Source organism: Streptomyces sp. NPDC039462 (assembly GCF_055639375.1).
The window spans coordinates 266,236-282,795 of the sequence record NZ_JBVKAO010000001.1 but is presented as its reverse complement, the minus strand read 5'-3'; the positions used below and the strand labels follow the sequence as shown (position 1 = coordinate 282,795).

16 protein-coding genes and 1 pseudogene are annotated in these 16,560 nt (G+C 73.2%); 4 read left to right on the top strand and 13 right to left on the bottom strand.

What is annotated here, in order from left to right:
- Positions 1 to 53: 53 nt before the first annotated feature.
- The 4 genes and pseudogenes from ACZ7LU_RS01125 to ACZ7LU_RS01110 form a co-directional block, all read right to left on the bottom strand.
- The gene (locus tag ACZ7LU_RS01125) at positions 54 to 932 is read right to left on the bottom strand and encodes a geranyl diphosphate 2-C-methyltransferase (RefSeq protein ID WP_471915276.1); all 879 of its coding nucleotides are present in this window, start codon (positions 930 to 932) and stop codon (positions 54 to 56) included.
- Between the two features lie 16 nt (positions 933 to 948).
- Positions 949 to 2,094, bottom strand: a pseudogene (locus ACZ7LU_RS01120) (family 2 encapsulin nanocompartment cargo protein terpene cyclase); the annotation flags it as partial.
- Positions 2,095 to 2,144: 50 nt separating this feature from the next.
- Positions 2,145 to 3,560, bottom strand: a complete 1,416-nt coding sequence (locus ACZ7LU_RS01115; protein WP_471915275.1) for a family 2B encapsulin nanocompartment shell protein — start codon at positions 3,558 to 3,560, stop codon at positions 2,145 to 2,147.
- Between the two features lie 239 nt (positions 3,561 to 3,799).
- Complete coding sequence (locus tag ACZ7LU_RS01110; RefSeq protein ID WP_468085205.1) at positions 3,800 to 4,723, bottom strand: LLM class F420-dependent oxidoreductase; 924 nt, start codon at positions 4,721 to 4,723, stop codon at positions 3,800 to 3,802.
- 247 nt (positions 4,724 to 4,970) lie between these two features.
- Between ACZ7LU_RS01110 and ACZ7LU_RS01105 the strand changes: the two genes are divergently transcribed.
- Positions 4,971 to 5,207, top strand: a complete 237-nt coding sequence (locus ACZ7LU_RS01105; RefSeq protein ID WP_471915274.1) for a hypothetical protein — start codon at positions 4,971 to 4,973, stop codon at positions 5,205 to 5,207.
- A gap of 65 nt (positions 5,208 to 5,272) precedes the next feature.
- Here ACZ7LU_RS01105 and ACZ7LU_RS01100 read toward each other — a convergent pair whose 3' ends face one another.
- From ACZ7LU_RS01100 to tsaD, 6 genes are all read right to left on the bottom strand, one after another.
- On the bottom strand, positions 5,273 to 5,815 hold the full coding sequence (locus ACZ7LU_RS01100; protein ID WP_471915273.1) for a DUF6099 family protein: 543 nt from the start codon (positions 5,813 to 5,815) through the stop codon (positions 5,273 to 5,275).
- A gap of 210 nt (positions 5,816 to 6,025) precedes the next feature.
- The gene (locus ACZ7LU_RS01095) at positions 6,026 to 6,379 is read right to left on the bottom strand and encodes a nucleotide pyrophosphohydrolase (RefSeq protein WP_398305451.1); all 354 of its coding nucleotides are present in this window, start codon (positions 6,377 to 6,379) and stop codon (positions 6,026 to 6,028) included.
- On the bottom strand, positions 6,376 to 7,542 hold the full coding sequence (locus ACZ7LU_RS01090) for an AAA family ATPase (RefSeq protein WP_470977864.1): 1,167 nt from the start codon (positions 7,540 to 7,542) through the stop codon (positions 6,376 to 6,378). Before ACZ7LU_RS01090 ends, ACZ7LU_RS01095 begins: the two co-directional genes overlap by 4 nt.
- A 163-nt stretch (positions 7,543 to 7,705) precedes the next feature.
- Entirely contained in the window at positions 7,706 to 8,098 is a 393-nt protein-coding gene (locus ACZ7LU_RS01085) for a cell division protein SepF (RefSeq protein ID WP_398305445.1), read from the bottom strand.
- A 150-nt stretch (positions 8,099 to 8,248) separates the two neighbouring features.
- On the bottom strand, positions 8,249 to 8,881 hold the full coding sequence (locus tag ACZ7LU_RS01080; RefSeq protein WP_471915272.1) for a GNAT family N-acetyltransferase: 633 nt from the start codon (positions 8,879 to 8,881) through the stop codon (positions 8,249 to 8,251).
- Positions 8,882 to 9,071: 190 nt separating this feature from the next.
- On the bottom strand, positions 9,072 to 10,142 hold the full coding sequence (tsaD, locus tag ACZ7LU_RS01075; protein WP_471915271.1) for a tRNA (adenosine(37)-N6)-threonylcarbamoyltransferase complex transferase subunit TsaD: 1,071 nt from the start codon (positions 10,140 to 10,142) through the stop codon (positions 9,072 to 9,074).
- Between the two features lie 186 nt (positions 10,143 to 10,328).
- On the opposite strand from tsaD, the gene cbiE reads away from it, so the two are divergent.
- Positions 10,329 to 11,597 (top strand): precorrin-6y C5,15-methyltransferase (decarboxylating) subunit CbiE, encoded by a 1,269-nt coding sequence (cbiE, locus tag ACZ7LU_RS01070; protein ID WP_471915270.1) that lies wholly within the window; start codon positions 10,329 to 10,331, stop codon positions 11,595 to 11,597.
- On the top strand, positions 11,594 to 12,343 hold the full coding sequence (gene cobM, locus ACZ7LU_RS01065; protein WP_404751152.1) for a precorrin-4 C(11)-methyltransferase: 750 nt from the start codon (positions 11,594 to 11,596) through the stop codon (positions 12,341 to 12,343). The genes cbiE and cobM overlap by 4 nt, the downstream gene beginning before the upstream one ends.
- A gap of 39 nt (positions 12,344 to 12,382) precedes the next feature.
- Here the strand turns inward: cobM and ACZ7LU_RS01060 are convergent, their stop codons facing one another.
- Positions 12,383 to 13,516: a cobalt-precorrin-5B (C(1))-methyltransferase gene (locus ACZ7LU_RS01060; RefSeq protein ID WP_471915269.1), complete on the bottom strand. Its 1,134-nt coding sequence runs from the start codon at positions 13,514 to 13,516 to the stop codon at positions 12,383 to 12,385.
- A gap of 17 nt (positions 13,517 to 13,533) precedes the next feature.
- Here ACZ7LU_RS01060 and ACZ7LU_RS01055 point away from each other — a divergent pair, with 17 nt between their 5' ends.
- Entirely contained in the window at positions 13,534 to 14,280 is a 747-nt protein-coding gene (locus tag ACZ7LU_RS01055) for a cobalt-precorrin-6A reductase (protein ID WP_471915268.1), read from the top strand.
- Positions 14,281 to 14,407: 127 nt separating this feature from the next.
- Here ACZ7LU_RS01055 and cobJ read toward each other — a convergent pair whose 3' ends face one another.
- Positions 14,408 to 15,868, bottom strand: a complete 1,461-nt coding sequence (cobJ, locus tag ACZ7LU_RS01050; protein ID WP_471916449.1) for a precorrin-3B C(17)-methyltransferase — start codon at positions 15,866 to 15,868, stop codon at positions 14,408 to 14,410.
- A gap of 65 nt (positions 15,869 to 15,933) precedes the next feature.
- Positions 15,934 to 16,560, bottom strand: coding sequence for a precorrin-8X methylmutase (locus ACZ7LU_RS01045; protein WP_362992512.1), 627 nt, complete (start codon positions 16,558 to 16,560; stop codon positions 15,934 to 15,936).

Genomic DNA, 16,560 nt, shown 5'->3' with positions numbered 1-16,560 from the left:
CCGGATCCGGTGAACACCACCGGATCCGGCCCCGTCAGTCGGCGCTCGGCCGGTCAGACACGGTCGGCCGCGATCAGCAGATACTGGAACGAACCGTCCCTGTACGAGTTGATGAAGGCCTCCTCGATGCCGGTGACCAGCGAGGACGTCGCCCGCAGCTCCCAGTAGGGCAGGGTCGCGTCGGTCAGGTCGACGATCGCCTGCGGTACGAGACGGTTGTCGGCCATGGCCTTCAGGTACTCCCTGCGGGAGTGGATGTTGCACTCGAAGTGCGCGTTGATCTGGGAGACCCACTTCGAGGGCTGTCCGTACCGCGGGTTCCAGCAGCCGGTGATGGTCACGTAGCGGCCGCCGGGCGCGAGGATGCGGGAGTGCTCGACGAAGAGGTCGTCCAGGTCGACGTACATGCTCGACTCGTTGTTCCACGACGCCCTGGCCTGGCCGGTGTCGAACGGCGTGGCGAGCATGTTGCACACGCGGGCGCGGACGTGGTCCTCGATGCCGAGTTCCCGGGCGCGCCGGTTGGCGAACTCGGCCTGCTTGGCCGACAGCGTGACGCCCTCGGCCTTGCACCCGAAGCGCTGGTGGGCCATGACCATCGAACCGCCCCGGCCGCAGCCCGCGTCGACGACCGTGTCGTCACGCCCGACGGGGCCGAGCTGCTCCAGGAGGACGTCGGTCTGCGCCGACTCCAGCCGGTGGAGCTCGGCGATCAGCCTCTGCTCGTAACCGCTGTCGTCGACGTTCCCGAGGGCCTCGTGGTCGACGTCGCCGATGCCGTAGTGGTGGTGGTAGAGCCCGTCGACGTCGCCGAGGCGCAGGTTCACCGGCCTGGCCTCGCCGTCCCAGTAGCGGGCGATGTCGCCCTGATAGGGGGACGCGGGGGCGGGGATGGACAGGGACGTGGCGTTGGCGAGTTCGGTGCTGGTCACAGTGGTGTCGGCTCCTTTACCAGAAGTCGGGCAGGCGGTAGCGGTAGGTGTTGGTCCGGTGCCAGTAGTGGTTGCCGTCGACCCACACGGCCACGCCCCGCAGGAAACGCAGCACGCTAGGGACGGGGCAGGCGGCCGCCAGGGCGGCGGCCTCGGCTTCGAAGTCGTGCATGAGGTCGTTGTGGACCTCGACCGCCTTCAGATAGGCGTCCCGGTCGGAGACGCCCTCCCGCTCGGCGATCACCACGGGCAGATTCAGGTGGCGGCCGGGGCTGTCGAGCTCCTTGGTGTAGGAGTACAGGTCGTTCACGATGGTGGTGGCGTTGCCCGCGAGTGCGATGACCCGCTGCATGGCGTGCTGGGCGTGCAGGTCGGCGGGGAGTTCGTAGCCACCGACGGTGTCGGTGATGGTGGGGCAGGGGCGGAAGTTGTTGAACTGGCGCATCGCCAGGTACTCCCACACCTCGGGTACGTGGTCCGTCTGGGACCACGCGGCCTCGGCGAGGTAGCCGAGGTGGAGCCGCGCCATGTCGTGCCGGTACCGGTCGGCCTGCGATGCGGTGGCGTGCTGGAGGAAGTACGCCATGGCCGAGCGGTAGGCGCGCCGGGGCGCGTCCGAGTGGAGCGACTCCGTCCACTGCGGCTCGTACTCCTTCGTCGTGTGGAGCGGGTCGAGGGCCGTGTGGGCCAGCAGGAGGCGGCTGCCGAGTCCGACGGGCGAGCCGCCGTGGTCCTCGCAGTAGCAGTCGTCGACCGCGTTCTCCGCGACCATCAGCCGGGTGGCGATCATCAGGTGGTCGACGGTGGGGGCGTCCGGATGGCAGGCGACCATGTAGCGGCCGACGGAGAAGCCGTCGAACTGGTCCTCCCACTCCGGTGGGAACGCCTGCACCTCGTCCACCGCCCACTCCTTGATCCGGCGGCTCACCTCCGCCACCCGGGCCTCGTCGGGCGGCGGTACGGGGTGGTGGTAGAGCCCCGGGATCGCCTTGCCCTCGACCGGCTCCCCGGCCTCCGGAGGAGCAGCGATGTCCGGGGAAGCGGCAGGCGGTGCGAGTTCTTCAGGGGCGGGAGGTTCTTCGGACTTGGACTCGGGCTCAGGCCGGCTCAGGTACAGGCCCGCCGTGCCGAGGCCGCTCGGGCCGCGCAGGATTCTTTCCAGATCGGGCATCCGTGGCTCCTGGGTCACTGGGTGAGTACCGGGGCGGCGGGCTAGCCGCGCCTGCGGGCGATCTGCACGTTCTCGAGGACGCCCAGCGCGTCGGGCAGCAGGACGGCGGCCGAGTAGTAGGCGGTGACGAGGTAGGAGATGATCGCCTGCTCGCTCATGCCCATGAAGCGCACGGACAGGCCCGGCTCGTACTCCTCGGGCAGGCCGGTCTGGTGCAGGCCGATGACGCCCTGGTTCTCCTCGCCCGTACGCATCGCGAGGATGGAGCTGGTGTTCTGCTCGGTGACGGGGATCTTGTTGCAGGGCAGGATCGGGACGCCGCGCCAGGCGGGGACCTGCTGGCCGCCGAGGTCGACGTTGTCCGGGTAGAGGCCACAGGCGGTGAAACCCCGGCCGATGGCCGCGATCGTCCTGGGGTGGGCGAGGAAGAACTTGGTGCCGCGGCGACGGCAGAGCAGGTCGTCGAGGTCGTCCGGGGTGGGCGGGCCCGAGTGCGGCTGGATCCGCTGCTTGAAGGCGGCGTTGTGGAGGAGGCCGAACTCCCGGTTGTTGATCAGCTCGTGCTCCTGGCGCTCGCGCAGCGCCTCGATGGTGAGCCTGAGCTGTTCCTCGGTCTGGTTCATCGGCCCGTTGTAGAGGTCGGCGACCCTCGTGTGGACCCGCAGAACGGTCTGGGCGACGGAGAGTTCGTACTCCCGGGGGTGGAGTTCGTAGTCGACGAAGGCGCCCGGGAGCGCGGCCTCGCCGGTGTGTCCGGCGGACATCGCGATCTCCGCCTCGCCGTGCCGCGTCTGCCGCGGCACGGACCGCGAGGTGAACTGCCGGATGTGGGCCTGGAGACCCGGCGCCGTGGACAGCACGGCGGCGAAGTCGGCACGGGACAGGGTGAGCAGAGTGCCCGCGGTCTCGGCGGTGGCCGTGAAGTTCCACCTGGCGCCGGCGTCCCCCAGCAGGGCGTCCTCACCGAACCGGCCTCCGTCGGCAAGTACGGCGACGTCGACCTCGTCGCCGTACTTGCCGACGGAGGTCTGGCTGATCCGGCCGTGCGCGATCAGATGGAGCTGCTCGGCGGGGGTGCCACGCGCGGCCAGCACCTCACCGGCGCGGAATTCGCGCTGCACGAACCGGTCGGCGAGCGCCGTCAGCACCTCGCCGTCGTCGAAACCGCGCAGCAGGGCCAGCTCCCCGAGCTCACGCGGCACCACCCGGACGTCGGCGCCTTCCTGAACGAACTCGATGCACCCGTCACCGACGGTGTAGGTCAGCCGGCGGTTCACCCGGTAGGTGCCGCCCTTGGTCTCCACCCACGGCAGCATCCGCAGCAGCCACCGCGAGGTGATCTCCTGCATCTGGGGTGCGGACTTGGTCGTCGTGGCGAGATTACGGGCCGCCGCTGTGCTCAGGCTGGACTGCCGGGGCGGCTCCAGCCGCTCGTCCGGGCCGGTCTCAACGGTCATCAGGCGAGTTCTCCTTTGTGACGTATCCGTCCAGATCCACGGGAAAGCTAACGGCCGTCACGACCAACTCGCCTGGAAACCCTGTGCAGTTAATTCGATGCAGCGATCTTGCCGCGCATCAGGTTTATCCGGATGTCGGGTTTATCCGGCCACCGGGCCGGAAACCGACACCACACAAGTGACCGCCGGGCACCGGAGGGGTGCGCCCGGCGGCCACGTACCGGGGGCAGGCCGTCGCTCTACGACAGCTGCGACTGCACCTGCGAGGAGATGAGCTCCAGGTGATCCAGGTCGGCCAGGTCCAGGCACTGGAGGTAGATGCGGCTCGCGCCGATCGCCTCGTACCGCCCGATCTTGTCGACGACCTCGGCGGGCGAACCCGCCAGGCCGTTCGCCTTGAGCTCGTCCACCTCACGGCCGATGGCCGCCGCGCGGCGGGCGACCTCCGCGTCGTCCTTGCCGACGCAGACCACCAGCGCGCTGGAGTACACCAGGTCGCTGCCCTTGCGCCCGGCCTGCTCGGCCGCCGCCCGGACCCGCCCGAACTGCCGCTCGCTGTCCTCGATCGAGGCGAAGGGGATGTTGAACTCGTCGGCGAACTGCGCGGCCAGGCGCGGGGTGCGGGTCGCGCCGTGGCCGCCGATCAGGACCGGCACCTTGGCCTGCGCGGGCTTGGGCAGGGCCGGGGAATCCGTGAGCTGGTAGTGCTTGCCGTCGTGGTTGAAGGTCTTGCCGACCTCGGTCGCCCAGAGTCCGGTGACGATCTCCAGCTGCTCTTCGAGGCGGGCGAACTTCTCCTTGGGGAAGGGGATGCCGTACGCCTTGTGCTCGTCCTCGAACCAGCCCGCGCCCAGGCCCAGTTCGACCCTGCCGCCCGACATCTGGTCGACCTGCGCCACCTGGATGGCGAGGACACCGGGCAGCCTGAACGTGCCGGCCGTCATGAGCGTGCCGAGCCTGATCCGCTTGGTCTCACGGGCGAGACCGGCGAGCGTGATCCACGCGTCCGTGGGCCCCGGCAGGCCGTCGGCCGAACCCATACGGAGGTAGTGGTCGGAGCGGAAGAAGGCGTCAAAGCCGAGGTCCTCGGCGGCCTTGGCGACGGTGAGCAGGGTGTCGTAGGTGGCCCCTTGCTGGGGCTCCGTGAAGATTCGAAGATCCATGGCTCCATCCTGCACGCTCGAACGCCTGTCGACCCCGCCGGTCCCGCCGATCCCCCGCCGCCCCGGTCGGGTGAAATACCGTCAACCCCGTGGCGGCGCGGGCCCGGCGCAGTGACCATGCCCACCGGGTGATCGTTGGCTCGGGCGGAGCCGGACCGACCGGCATCCGCGCCGGCGGTCGCAGCCGGCGTGTCGCCCGCGTCAACCGCCCTCCCCGCGCGGGAGGGCCAGGGCCGAGGAGGCCGCCATGTCCCAGGAAGCCGTGCCCGATCAGGAGGCCACGCCCGATCGGGAGGCCGCGCAGGATCCGGCCGTGCCCGCACAGCAGGGCGCACCCAAGGGCCTGCTGCAGCAGATGGAGGAGCTGATGGCGGCGCTCAACGCGGATCTGACCCGGCTCGACGCCGATCTGCAGCAGTCCACGTCCGCCGGCGCCCCCGCGGGCACCCACCAGCAGAGCGACGACGAGCCCGGTCACCCCTGACCGCACCGGCGCTCCTCCGGGGCCCGCGCGACCCTGCTCCCCCGCGGGGTCGGCACGGAGCCACCTCATGACGGACCCGCCGAGCCGGCCGCTCCCGTCGCCCCTGCGGATCCCGTCGCCCCCGCCGATCCCGCCGGTCCCGCAGCCGACTCGGCCCCGGGCAGGCCCTCCTCCCGGACCGCGAGTCTGCGCAGCATCTCGAGGACCCGGTCCCTCGACTCGTCGGCGGCGTCGATCGCCTCCATGCACTGCCAGTACACCCCCTCCTCGGCGCCCATCGCGACGCCGACCAGCGCGATGCCGACCTCGCCGAGGAGCCTGCCGAGGCCGAGCAGGACCTGGTGCGCGTCGCCCGTCTCCGTCAGCCGGGCCGCCCTTATGTCCTCGGTGCCGAGCCGCGGGGCGTCGAGCACTCCGCAGGCCCTGCCGCCCACTTCGCTCAGGCCCAGCGCCTCGCCCCGTAACTCCGGCGGGCCCGCGACCGCGAGATGACTGCCGATCGCCTGCGCCAGCGCCTGCGACTGCCAGACCTCCACGACGATGTCCGCGGGCTCCCGACTGCGCGCCAGCGCACGACGGTTCGCCTCGATGAGCCGCATCGCGTCCATGTCCGGCCCCCTCCCTGTCCACTACCCAGAGTGATGCCCATCGGGGCGAAAAGCCAGGGGTAGCCGGAATTCTGTGGACAAGTAATCGAGTTTGGACAAGCCATCCACTCCGGAGAGTGACGAAACTACCGGAACGATCAGTTCCAGCACTGCGGGAAGGACTCCAGGAGGGACTTCGGGAGGGACGTCGGGAAGGACTTCGGGAAGGACTCAGGGCCCGTCCGCGGCGGGATCCGAGGCCGGTACCGGAAAGCGCCGCTCGTTCCGCTCGATCTTCGCGGCGAGCGCCGCCAGCGCATCGATCCCCAGCACCTCGCAGAACTGCAGCAGATACGCGAGGACATCGGCCACCTCGTCCGCCACCCGGGGCGCCCTGTCGGGGTCCGCCATCACCCGCGCGGACTCCTCGGGCGTCAGCCACTGGAAGATCTCCACCAGTTCCGACGCCTCCACGCTCAGCGCGGCGGCCAGGTTCTTGGGCGTGTGGTACTGCTCCCAGTCGCGCGCCGCCGCGAACTCCGCAAGCCTGCGCTGCAGTACCGCTACATCAAGTCGTTCTGTCACGGCCCCAGGTCTACCACCGAAGCTCCCCCGGCGTCGGCCGCCCAGGACGCGTCCCCCACCGCGCCCACCAGCCGGATGTGCCCGCGCTCGCAGGTGCGCGCCGCCAGTTCGCCGAGGGCCCGCGACTGCCGCGCGTCGAGGCGCCGGTCCAGGCCGTCGGCGAGGACCGTGAGGGTCTGGTACGCCTGCGGCACCTCGGCCACCGGGTCGACGGCGAGCACGCCGGGCCCGGTGAGCAGCACCAGCGCAAGGGCGAGGTACCGCAGCTCCCCGTCGCCGAGCCGCCCGAGAGGCGTACGCACCCCGCCGCCCCGGTCGATGAAGGCGTGCACCGCACCGTCCTCGACCTCCTCGGCGAACACGTCGACGACCGGGCCCGCGCAGCCGGAACGCACCGCGGAGACGAGCATCGCGTGGCGCTTCGCGCACTCCGAGCGGGTGCGCCACAGCACTTCGGCGAGGTTGTCGCAGCCGCCGAGGAGGCGGCCCGTGCCGATCAGGCCGGCCGGGACGGGGGCGCGCATGCGGCTGGGCCGCGGATCGCAGGCGTACGCCGAGCGGAGCGCGACCACGACCTGTTCCGCCGCCGCGAGGACCAGCCGCTGCCCGTCGGTCTTCCCCGCCACGCGCAGCGGCACGAGCGCCGTGCCGAGCCGGTCGTCCGGCATCGGGGCCCGCGTCACCGGCGACGCGCCCGCGGTGTGCCAGGCCGCCTGGACCACGCGCCTGCCGGGGTCGCGCAACGCCGTCTCCAGGAGGACCAGCCCGTCGCGGGTCAGCCGCTCGCCCACGACGCGCAGTTCGGGCTCGGCCTGCACGGCGAGGTCGAGCCGGACGGTGCCAGCGGGACCCTCGACCGTGCAGCCGATGCGGAAGCCGCGCCGCCGCTGGCCGTCGGCGCGGGCCCGTTCGGGTACGCACGCCACGGGGTCCGCGAAGACGTCGGGCAGCTCCGCGCCGGCGCAGAGCCGCGCCAGTGCCTCGTACGCGCCGAGGGCGCTGGACTTGCCGCTGCCGCTCGGCCCCGTGAGCAAGGTCATCGGGCCGAACGGGAGCACCGCGGCGCGGTGTCCGGCGAAGGCGGACAGCCGCAGTTCGGTGACCTGCGGCCGGCCCTGGCCCGCCGGCGACTCAGTGACCGCGATCCGGGAATGCACCGTCATGCCCGGAAGGTAGGCGGCGGCCGTCACGGCGAACCGTTACGCCCAACCGACCTTCCTACGATCGGGGGATTCCCCCTGAAGAAGGCCCGCACCGGCCGTCGAGGGGCTACGGCCGGTGCGGAGCCCAGGCGTTACGGTGCCCAGGCGTTACGGTGCCCAGACGCTACGGCTGCGCGACCGCCTCCACCAGGCCCTGGACCTCCGTGCCGGGCGGCGCGAGAAGGAAGACGTTCTTGTCGACCCGGTGCATGCCGCAGCCGAGGCCGAGGACCACGCCGCTGCTGAAGTCCAGGACGCGCTTGGCGACTTCGGTCTCGGCGCCCGTCAGGTCCAGCAGGACCGGGATCTGCGCCATCACGGTCTCGGCGACCTCGCGGGCGTCCGAGAAGACGTTGACCCGCATCACCACGAAGCGGCGGCGCGTCTCGGTCTCCGCGTCGGGCAGCGCGCGGTGTCCCGGCCACGAAGGCCACTCGTTGCGGCTGCGCAGCGGTACGACCTGGGCGAGCCCTTCCCACTGTTCATCGGTGACGTCGTGGCGCTGACTGCTGCTCACTTGCCCACCCCGTCCTGGCTCGCACTTGTTCTCTGCACCGGCCAATTCTTACGCCAAGTCACCCGTTCAGCCCAACAGCGACACGGTCGCCGGCCGTCGGCGCGGGCCGTCAGGGGGCGGGTGCCCCTTCTCTCCGGCGTTCAACGAGGTTCAACGACGCTCGACGCCGTGAGCTTCGCCACCTTCCGACATCGGCGCGGCCGGGTGTTCCGGCCCGAGGAAAACCGCCACGTCCCGGCTGTCCGGGGCGGGGTGGGCGACCTGGTGCCAGCCGACGCGGCGGTAGAACCGGACCACGTCGACGGCGCGGGCCGCGGTCAGGAGCCAGCAGCGGCCGTCGGGTGCGTCCCGCGTCACCTCCGCGAGCAGGGCGCGCCCGGCGCCGAGGCCCTGGACGTCGGGCCGCACGGCGAGTTCGTCGACCTGGCGGGAGCCGTCGAGCCAGTCGTGGACGCGGGTCCCGAGGGCGGCGGTGACCAGGGGATACGAGCGGGTCCCGGGAAGCGGGGTGTCGGTCGTCCAGGCGGTCGTGAACCCGATGAGGCGCGGCGGCCGGTCCGCGCCGGGCCCATGTGCACCACCGTCAAGGGCGACCGCCGCGGTGAATCCGGGGCGTACGACGTCGTCCGCGAGGCGTTCCAGGTACTGGCCCGCCTCGGCCGGATCCTCGTTCCAGGGCGGCTGCGCAAAGGCCTCCGCGTAGACGGAACGCACGCCGTCGGCATAGCGCGTGAGCAGTTCGACCCCGGTCACCCGCCGCACGACCACCCGCAGCCCCTTCACGCCGCCCGCCCGAACACCGCACCAGCAGGGCGGAGCGAGGCGAACTCCAGGAAGGCCGACGCATCGACAGCCGAATCCTCATCCCAAGGCGACCGCACAAAAACCTCCACACAGACAGAACGCACACCGTCGACACAGCACGCCAGCAGCCCAGCACCCGTCACCCGCCGCATGGCCCCCCGCAGCCCCCTCACGCCGCCCGCCCGAACACCGCACCCACCGGGTGGAGCGACGCGAACTCCAGGGGTGCCGACGGGTCGATCGAGACGTTCAGGGGTGCGGGCTCCGCGCCCGCGCGCACGAGCAGGTCGCCGACCGCCGCGATCATCGCGCCGTTGTCGGTGCAGAGCCGCGGCGGCGGGATGCGCAGCGCGATGCCCGCCGCCCGGCAGCGCTCCTCGGCGAGCGCCCGCACGCGGGAGTTGGCCGCGACGCCGCCGACCACGACGAGCGTGCCGACGCCGTGCTCGCGGCAGGCGGCGACCGCCTTGCGGGTGAGCACGTCGGCGACGGCCTCCTGGAGCGACGCCGCCCCGTCGGCGACGGGGAGCGGCCGCCCCGCGTGCGCTTCGGCCCAGCGCGCGGCGGCCGTCTTCAGCCCGGAGAAGGAGAAGGAGTGGGCGTGCGCGGCGTCGCGCGGGCCGGTCAGCGGGCGCGGGAACGGTACGGCGGACGGGTCGCCGTCGCGGGCCGCCCGGTCGATGGCGGGGCCGCCCGGGTAGGGCAGTCCGAAGACCCGCGCGACCTTGTCGAAGCACTCGCCCGCCGCGTCGTCGAGGGTGTCGCCGAGGTGGACGATCGGGTCGCGCGCGAGGTCGCGTACGAGAAGGAGGGAGGTGTGGCCGCCGGAGACGATCAGGACCATGCAGGGGTCCGGGAGCGGGCCGTGCTCCAGGGTGTCGGCGGCGACGTGCCCGGCCAGGTGGTGCACGCCGTACAGCGGTACGTCCAGGGCGTACGCGAGGCTCTTGGCGCCGGCGAGGCCGACCTGGAGGGCGCCGGAGAGGCCGGGGCCGGTCGTGACGGCCACCGCGCCGATGTCGGACATGCGCAGCCCGGCCTCGTCCAGGGCGCGGCGGACCACCGGGGTGAGCGCGTGGACGTGGGCGCGGGCGGCGATCTCGGGGACGACGCCGCCGTAGCGGGCGTGCTCGTCCATGCTCGACGCCACCGCGTGGCCGAGCAGCCGTCCGCCGCGGACGAGGCCCGCGCCCGTCTCGTCGCAGGACGACTCGATGCCGAGCACCACCGGTGAGTCCATCGCGTTGGCCTTTCTGCCCTGGGGAGCCGCACGGAACAGCCGTGCGAGTTACGACCGGAACTTATGGCCCATGGGTCGCAACTGCAACAAGTTCGCAATAAGGGTACGCCGCCGGGGCACCGGCCGGGTCCCCAGTAGAGTTCGGCTGCGCAGTCTCCTCCCGAACCCCGAGGTCAGGTACCAGCAGTGACCCCCGCACCCCCCGCAGGAACACCGGCCGTCGCCGTCGTCGGGATCGGGGCCGACGGCTGGGACGGGCTCCCGGCCGCGTCGCAAGCCGCGCTCGCGGAGGCCGATGTGCTCATCGGCGGACCCCGCCAGCTGGAGCTGCTGCCCGCCGGCCGGTGCCCCGGCGAGCGCGTCCGCTGGCCCTCGCCGCTGCGGCCCGCCGTGCCCGGCCTGCTCGCCGCCCACGCGGGACGCCGCGTCGCCGTGCTCGCCAGCGGGGACCCCATGTTCTACGGCATCGGACGCGCCCTGACCGAGGAACTCGGCGCGGCCGCGCTGCGCGTGTTCCCGCATCCGTCCGCCGTCTCCCTCGCCTGCGCGCGCCTCGGCTGGCCCGTCGAGGACACGGAGGTCGTCACGCTCGTCGGCCGCCCGGCCGCCCGTGTCGCCGCCGCGCTGCACGACGGGCGCCGCCTCCTCGTGCTCAGCGCGAACGCGGCCACGCCCGCCGAGGTCGCCGCCCTTTTGCGCGAGCGCGGCTTCGGCCCGAGCCGGCTGCGCGTCCTCGAACAGCTCGGCGGCGAGCGCGAGTCGACGTACGAAGGCGTCGCCGACACCTGGTCGCACGAGCCCGGCGACGCGCTGAACGTCGTCGCGGTCGAGTGCCGCCGCTCCCCCGACGCGCTGCGGCTCGGCGTCGTGCCGGGGCTGCCCGACGCCGCGTACGAGAGCGACGGGCAGCTCACCAAGCGGTACGTCCGCGCCGCCACGCTCGCCGCGCTCGCGCCCGCACCCGGCGAACTGCTCTGGGACGTGGGCGGCGGTTCCGGGTCGATCGCCGTGGAGTGGCTGCGGGCGCACCCGTCGTGCCGTGCCGTCACCGTCGAGAAGAACCCCGTGCGCGCCGAGCGGATCACCCGCAACGCCGAGCGGCTCGGCGTGCCGGGGCTGCGCGTCGTCACCGGCGCCGCGCCCGCCGCGCTCGCCGGACTGCCCACGCCCGACGCCGTGTTCATCGGCGGCGGCCTCACCGCGCCCGGCCTCCTCGACGCCGGCTTCGCCGCGCTGCCCCCCGGTGGGCGGCTCGTCGCCAACACCGTCACCCTGGAGTCCGAGGCGCTCCTCACGGAGTGGTACCGGCGCCACGGCGGCGAGCTGGTGCGGCTCGCGGTCGCGCAGGCCGTCCCCGTGGGCGGCTTCACCGGCTGGCGGCAGGCCATGCCGGTCACCCAGTGGTCCGTCACCAAGCCAGTCCAGGCCCAGCAAGCAGGAGTTGACCAGAGATGACCGTGTACTTCATCGGCGCGGGACCCGGCGCCGCCGACCTGATCACGGTCCGCGGCGCGCGACGGATCGCGAGCTGCCAGGTCTGCCTGTACGCGGGCAGCCTGGTGCCGCGCGAACTGCTCGCCGAGTGCCCGGACGGCGCGCAGCTCGTCGACACCGCGCAGCTGAATCTGGACCAGATCACCGAGAAGCTGGTGCACGCGCACGAGCAGGGGCTCGACGTGGCGCGGCTGCACTCCGGCGACCCGTCCGTGTTCAGCGCGGTGGCCGAGCAGATGCGGCGGCTCGACGCGGCCGGGGTGCCCTATGAAGTGGTGCCCGGCGTCCCGGCGTTCGCCGCCGCGGCGGCCGCGCTGAAGCGGGAGCTGACCGTGCCGACCGTCGGCCAGACCGTCATCCTCACCCGCATCGCCCAGCGCGCGACGGCCATGCCCGAGGGCGAGGACCTGGCCACGCTCGGCCGCAGCGGCGCACTGCTCGTCCTGCACCTGGCCACGGGGTACGTCGACCGGGTGGTCGAGGAGCTCCTGCCGCACTACGGCGCCGACTGCCCCGCCGCGGTGGTCGCCCTCGCCAGCCGGCCCGACGAGGTGATCCTGCGGGGCACGCTGGAGTCCATCGCGGGGCAGGTGAAGGAGGCGGGCATCGTGCGGACCGCCGTCATCATGGTGGGGCGGACCCTGGGCGCCTCGCAGTTCCGCGACAGCCACCTGTACTCGGCGGAGCGGGACCGGCACGTCTGCTGACCGTGGCCCGGGGCGCCGCCCGGCGACCCGCCCGCGGCGCTACTTGAGGGCGCTGCGGCCCACGACCGTGCCGGCCCGGTCGATGCAGATGACGTCGACCATGACCGGCGCGCCCCGCAGCACGGCGAGCGCCTCGTCGCGGGCCGCCCCGGCGACCAGGTCACCGAGCGGCACGCCCGCCGCCGCGCACAACTGGAGTGCCGCGAGGCCCGTGTTGGCGGCGGCGACCTGTCCCGCGAGGTCGGCGGAGGCGCCGCCCCTGCGGGCCAGCTCCGCGAGGAAGCCCTTGTCGACCTGGGAGCGGGCCGAGTGCAGGTCGAGGTGGCCCGCCGCGAGCTTCGACAGCTTGGCGAAGCCGCCGCAGATGGTGAGCCGGTCGACGGGATGGCGGCGCACGTACTTCAGGACCGCGCCCGCGAAGTCCCCCATGTCCAGGAGCGCGTCCTCCGGCAGCCCGTACTCGGCGACGACCGTCTTCTCCGACGTCGATCCCGTGCATCCGGCGACGTGCGTGCGCCCGGCCGCCCGCGCCACGTCGACGCCGCGCCGGATCGAGTCGATCCACGCCGAGCAGGAGTACGGCACGACGATGCCGGTCGTCCCGAGGATGGACAGGCCGCCGAGGATGCCGAGCCGCGGGTTCCAGGTGGAGCGGGCGATCTCCTCGCCGTGGTCCACGGAGACGGTGATCTCGACGTCCGGCGCGGCCCCGGCGCGCTCCGCCACCAGCGCCACGTGGTCGCGCATCAGCTGCCGCGGCACGGGGTTGATCGCGGGCTCGCCGACGTCCAGCGGCAGCCCGGGACGGGTGACCGTGCCGACCCCCGGACCCGCCTTGAAGACGACGCCCGAGCCCGGCGGCAGCCGCCGCACCGTGGAGCGCACGAGCGCGCCGTGCGTGACGTCCGGGTCGTCGCCCGCGTCCTTGACGATGCCCGCCATGGCGTACGCGTCCGTCAGCTCCTCGGCGGCGAGCGCGAAGGCCGGCGTCTGGCCCTTGGGCAGCGTGATGGTCACCGGGTCGGGAAAGCCGCCGGTCAGCAGCGCCGTGTACGCGGCCGTCGTGGCGGCGGTCGCACAGGCGCCGGTCGTCCAGCCGGGCCGCAGACCGGTGTGCTTGAGTTGAGCGCTGCGCCCGCCCTCGGCCTCGCCCGCCCCGCTTGCCTCACTCATGAATGGAACCGAACTCCGTGCACGTACTGATTCTGGGGGGAACGACCGAAGCCCGCCGTCTGGCGGAGCTCCTCACGGCCGATGCGGGGCTGCGCGTGACCAGTTCCCTCGCGGGACGGGTCGCGGCGCCGCGCATGCCGCCCGGCGAGGTCCGCGTGGGCGGCTTCGGTGGGCCCGAGGGGCTGGCGGCGTGGCTGACCGCACACCACGTGGACGCGCTCATCGACGCCACCCATCCTTTCGCCGGGACGATCTCGTTCAACGCGGCGCGGGCCGCCGCCATGGCCCATGTTCCCCTGCTCGCCCTGCGCCGCCCCGGCTGGGTCGAGGAAGACGGGGACGACTGGCATACGGTCGACTCCCTGGAGCAGGCGGCACGCGTACTGCCCGCCCTCGGCGAGCGGGTGTTCCTCACCACCGGGCGGATGGGCCTCGCGGCGTTCGCGGGCCCCGGGACGGCCGCCCTGTGGTTCCTCGTACGCTCCGTCGACGCGCCCGAGCCGCCGTACCCCTCCCGGATGGAGGTGCTCCTCGACCGGGGTCCGTTCACGCTCGACGGGGAGCGGGAGCTGGTGCGCCGCCACCGGGTCGACGTCGTGGTGACGAAGGACAGCGGGGGCTCGGCGACGGCGCCGAAGCTTGTCGCTGCGCGCGAGGCGGGGGTTCCGGTCGTGGTGGTCCGGCGCCCTGCCCTGCCGGGGGGCGTCCCCGAGGTCGCCACCCCGGAGGAGGCCGTCGAGTGGGTTCGTTCCGCTGCGTGGTGAGGTGCGGGTGTGTTGTGGCTGGTCGCGCAGTTCCCCGCGCCCCTGAAAAACGGGGCTGCGGCCCCGTCAGGGGCGCGGGGAACTGCGCGCTCGGCCACGGCGCACCCGCAGACGACGCCTCGCGGAATCACCCCTCGGGGTACCTGCGGGGCGTCCAGACGATCTGCTCCCCACCCCCGCGCCGCCGCGACACCCTCGTCTGCGAAGACCCGACGATCAGCAGCGTCCGCATGTCGACCTCCGCCGGATCGAGGTCCGCGAGCCGCACCACGCGGACGGACTCCTCGGGGCCGCCCACGTCCCGTCCGAGGACGACCGGCGTGTCCGGCGCCCGGTGTTCGAGCAGCAGCTCGCGTGCCTTGCCGACCTGCCAGGTCCGGCTGCGCGAGCCCGGGTTGTACAGCGCGAGGACGAGATCCGCGGCGGCCGCCGCGGCAAGGCGCTCCGCGATGACCTCCCAGGGCTTGAGCCGGTCGGAGAGGGAGATCGTCGCGTAGTCGTGGCCGAGCGGGGCCCCCGCCCGGGCCGCCGCCGCGTTCGCGGCCGTCACCCCGGGCAGTACCCGTACGGGAACGTCCGCGTACACGTCCTGCGAGGCCGCCTCCAGGACCGCCGTGGCCATCGCGAAGACGCCGGGGTCACCGCCCGACACGACGGCCACGCGCCGCCCGCGCCGCGCCAGCTCCAAGGCGAACTCGGCGCGTTCGGACTCCACGCGGTTGTCGGAGCCGTGCCGCCGCTGCCCGGCGCGGTGCGGCACACGGTCGACGTACGTGGTGTAGCCGACCAGGTCGTCTGCGGCGGCGAGCGCGCCGCGCGTCTCGGGGGTCAGCCACAGCGGCCCCGCGGGGCCCGTGCCGACCACGACGACCTCTCCGCACCGCTCCGCGGGCGGTTCCGGCGCGGGCCCGCCCGTCAGGGGCGCCACCCGGCTCGGCAGCACCGCCACGGAGAAGTACGGCACCGAGTCGGGGTCCACGTCGGCGAGGCGGCCGGTGCGCTCACCCTCCATGGTGGCCCGCTCGACGTAGCGCGCCTCGTCGAGGCGGCCCGCGCTCTCCAGGGCACCACGCACCTTCCCGAACGTACGGCCGAGCTTCATGACGACCGCCGAGTCCGTCGCCGCGAGGCGCGCGGCCAGCTCCTCCTCGGGGAGCGTGCCCGGCAGGATCGTCAGCACCTCCTCGGCCTCCACCAGGGGCTCGCCGAGGCGGGCCGCCGCCGCGCTCACCGAGGTGACGCCGGGGATCACCTCGGTCGGGTAGCGGTGCGCGAGGCGCTTGTGCATGTGCTGGTAGGAGCCGTAGAAGAGCGGGTCGCCCTCGGCGAGGACGGCGACCGTGCGGCCCGCGTCGAGGTGGGCGGCGAGGCGGGCCGCGGCCTCCTCGTAGAACTCGTCGAGGGCGCCGCGGTAGCCGCCGGGGTGGTCGGTGGTCTCCGTCGTGACGGGGTAGACCAGCGGCTCCTCGATGTGGTCGTCCCTGAGGTGCTTCGCCGCGATGGAGCGGGCGATGGAGCGGCCGTGCCGGGCCGAGTGGTACGCGATCACGTCGGCGGACGCGATCACCTCGACGGCGCGCACGGTCATCAGGGAGGGGTCTCCGGGGCCGAGCCCGACGCCGTACAGCTTCCCCCGGGAAGTGGTCTCGGTGTTCACTCCGCCTCGCTCGCAATCGCGTTGATCGCCGCCGCGGCCATCGCGCTGCCGCCGCGCCGCCCTCGTACGACCAGGTACTCCAGGCCGGAGGAGTGCTCGGCGAGCGCGTCCTTGGACTCGGCGGCGCCGACGAAGCCGACCGGGATGCCGAGGACGGCGGCCGGGCGCGGCGCGCCTTCCTCGATCATCTCCAGGAGGCGGAAGAGCGCGGTGGGCGCGTTGCCGATGGCGACGACGGAGCCTTCGAGGCGGTCGCGCCAGAGCTCCATGGCGGCGGCGCTGCGGGTGGTGCCGAGCTCGGCGGCGAGGTCCGGCACGGACGGGTCGGCGAGGGTGCAGATCACGTCGTTGTCGGCGGGCAGCCGCTTGCGGGTGACGCCGCTCGCGACCATGTTCGCGTCGCAGAGGATCGGCGCGCCGTCGCGCAGCGCCTTGCGGGCGTCGGCGATCACCCGCGGGCTGTAGGCGAGATCCTTCACGAGATCCACCATCCCGCAGGCGTGGATCATCCGGACCGCGACCTGGCTGACGTCGGCGGGCAGGCCGTGGAGGTCCGCCTCCGCGCGGATGGTGGCAAAGGACTCGCGGTAGATCGCCGCGCCGTCCTTCTCGTAGTCGAACAC

Excerpts from the sequence above, each read along its gene's own strand:
- ACZ7LU_RS01115 (WP_471915275.1), bottom strand. The coding sequence starts at position 3,560 with ATGACCGTTGAGACCGGCCCGGACGAGCGGCTGGAGCCGCCCCGGCAG.
- ACZ7LU_RS01110 (WP_468085205.1), bottom strand. The coding sequence starts at position 4,723 with ATGGATCTTCGAATCTTCACGGAGCCCCAGCAAGGGGCCACCTACGAC.
- ACZ7LU_RS01105 (WP_471915274.1), top strand. The coding sequence starts at position 4,971 with ATGTCCCAGGAAGCCGTGCCCGATCAGGAGGCCACGCCCGATCGGGAG.
- ACZ7LU_RS01100 (WP_471915273.1), bottom strand. The coding sequence starts at position 5,815 with ATGGACGCGATGCGGCTCATCGAGGCGAACCGTCGTGCGCTGGCGCGC.
- ACZ7LU_RS01090 (WP_470977864.1), bottom strand. The coding sequence starts at position 7,542 with ATGACGGTGCATTCCCGGATCGCGGTCACTGAGTCGCCGGCGGGCCAG.
- tsaD (WP_471915271.1), bottom strand. The coding sequence starts at position 10,142 with ATGGACTCACCGGTGGTGCTCGGCATCGAGTCGTCCTGCGACGAGACG.
- cobM (WP_404751152.1), top strand. The coding sequence starts at position 11,594 with ATGACCGTGTACTTCATCGGCGCGGGACCCGGCGCCGCCGACCTGATC.
- ACZ7LU_RS01060 (WP_471915269.1), bottom strand. The coding sequence starts at position 13,516 with ATGAGTGAGGCAAGCGGGGCGGGCGAGGCCGAGGGCGGGCGCAGCGCT.
- cobJ (WP_471916449.1), bottom strand. The coding sequence starts at position 15,868 with ATGACCGTGCGCGCCGTCGAGGTGATCGCGTCCGCCGACGTGATCGCG.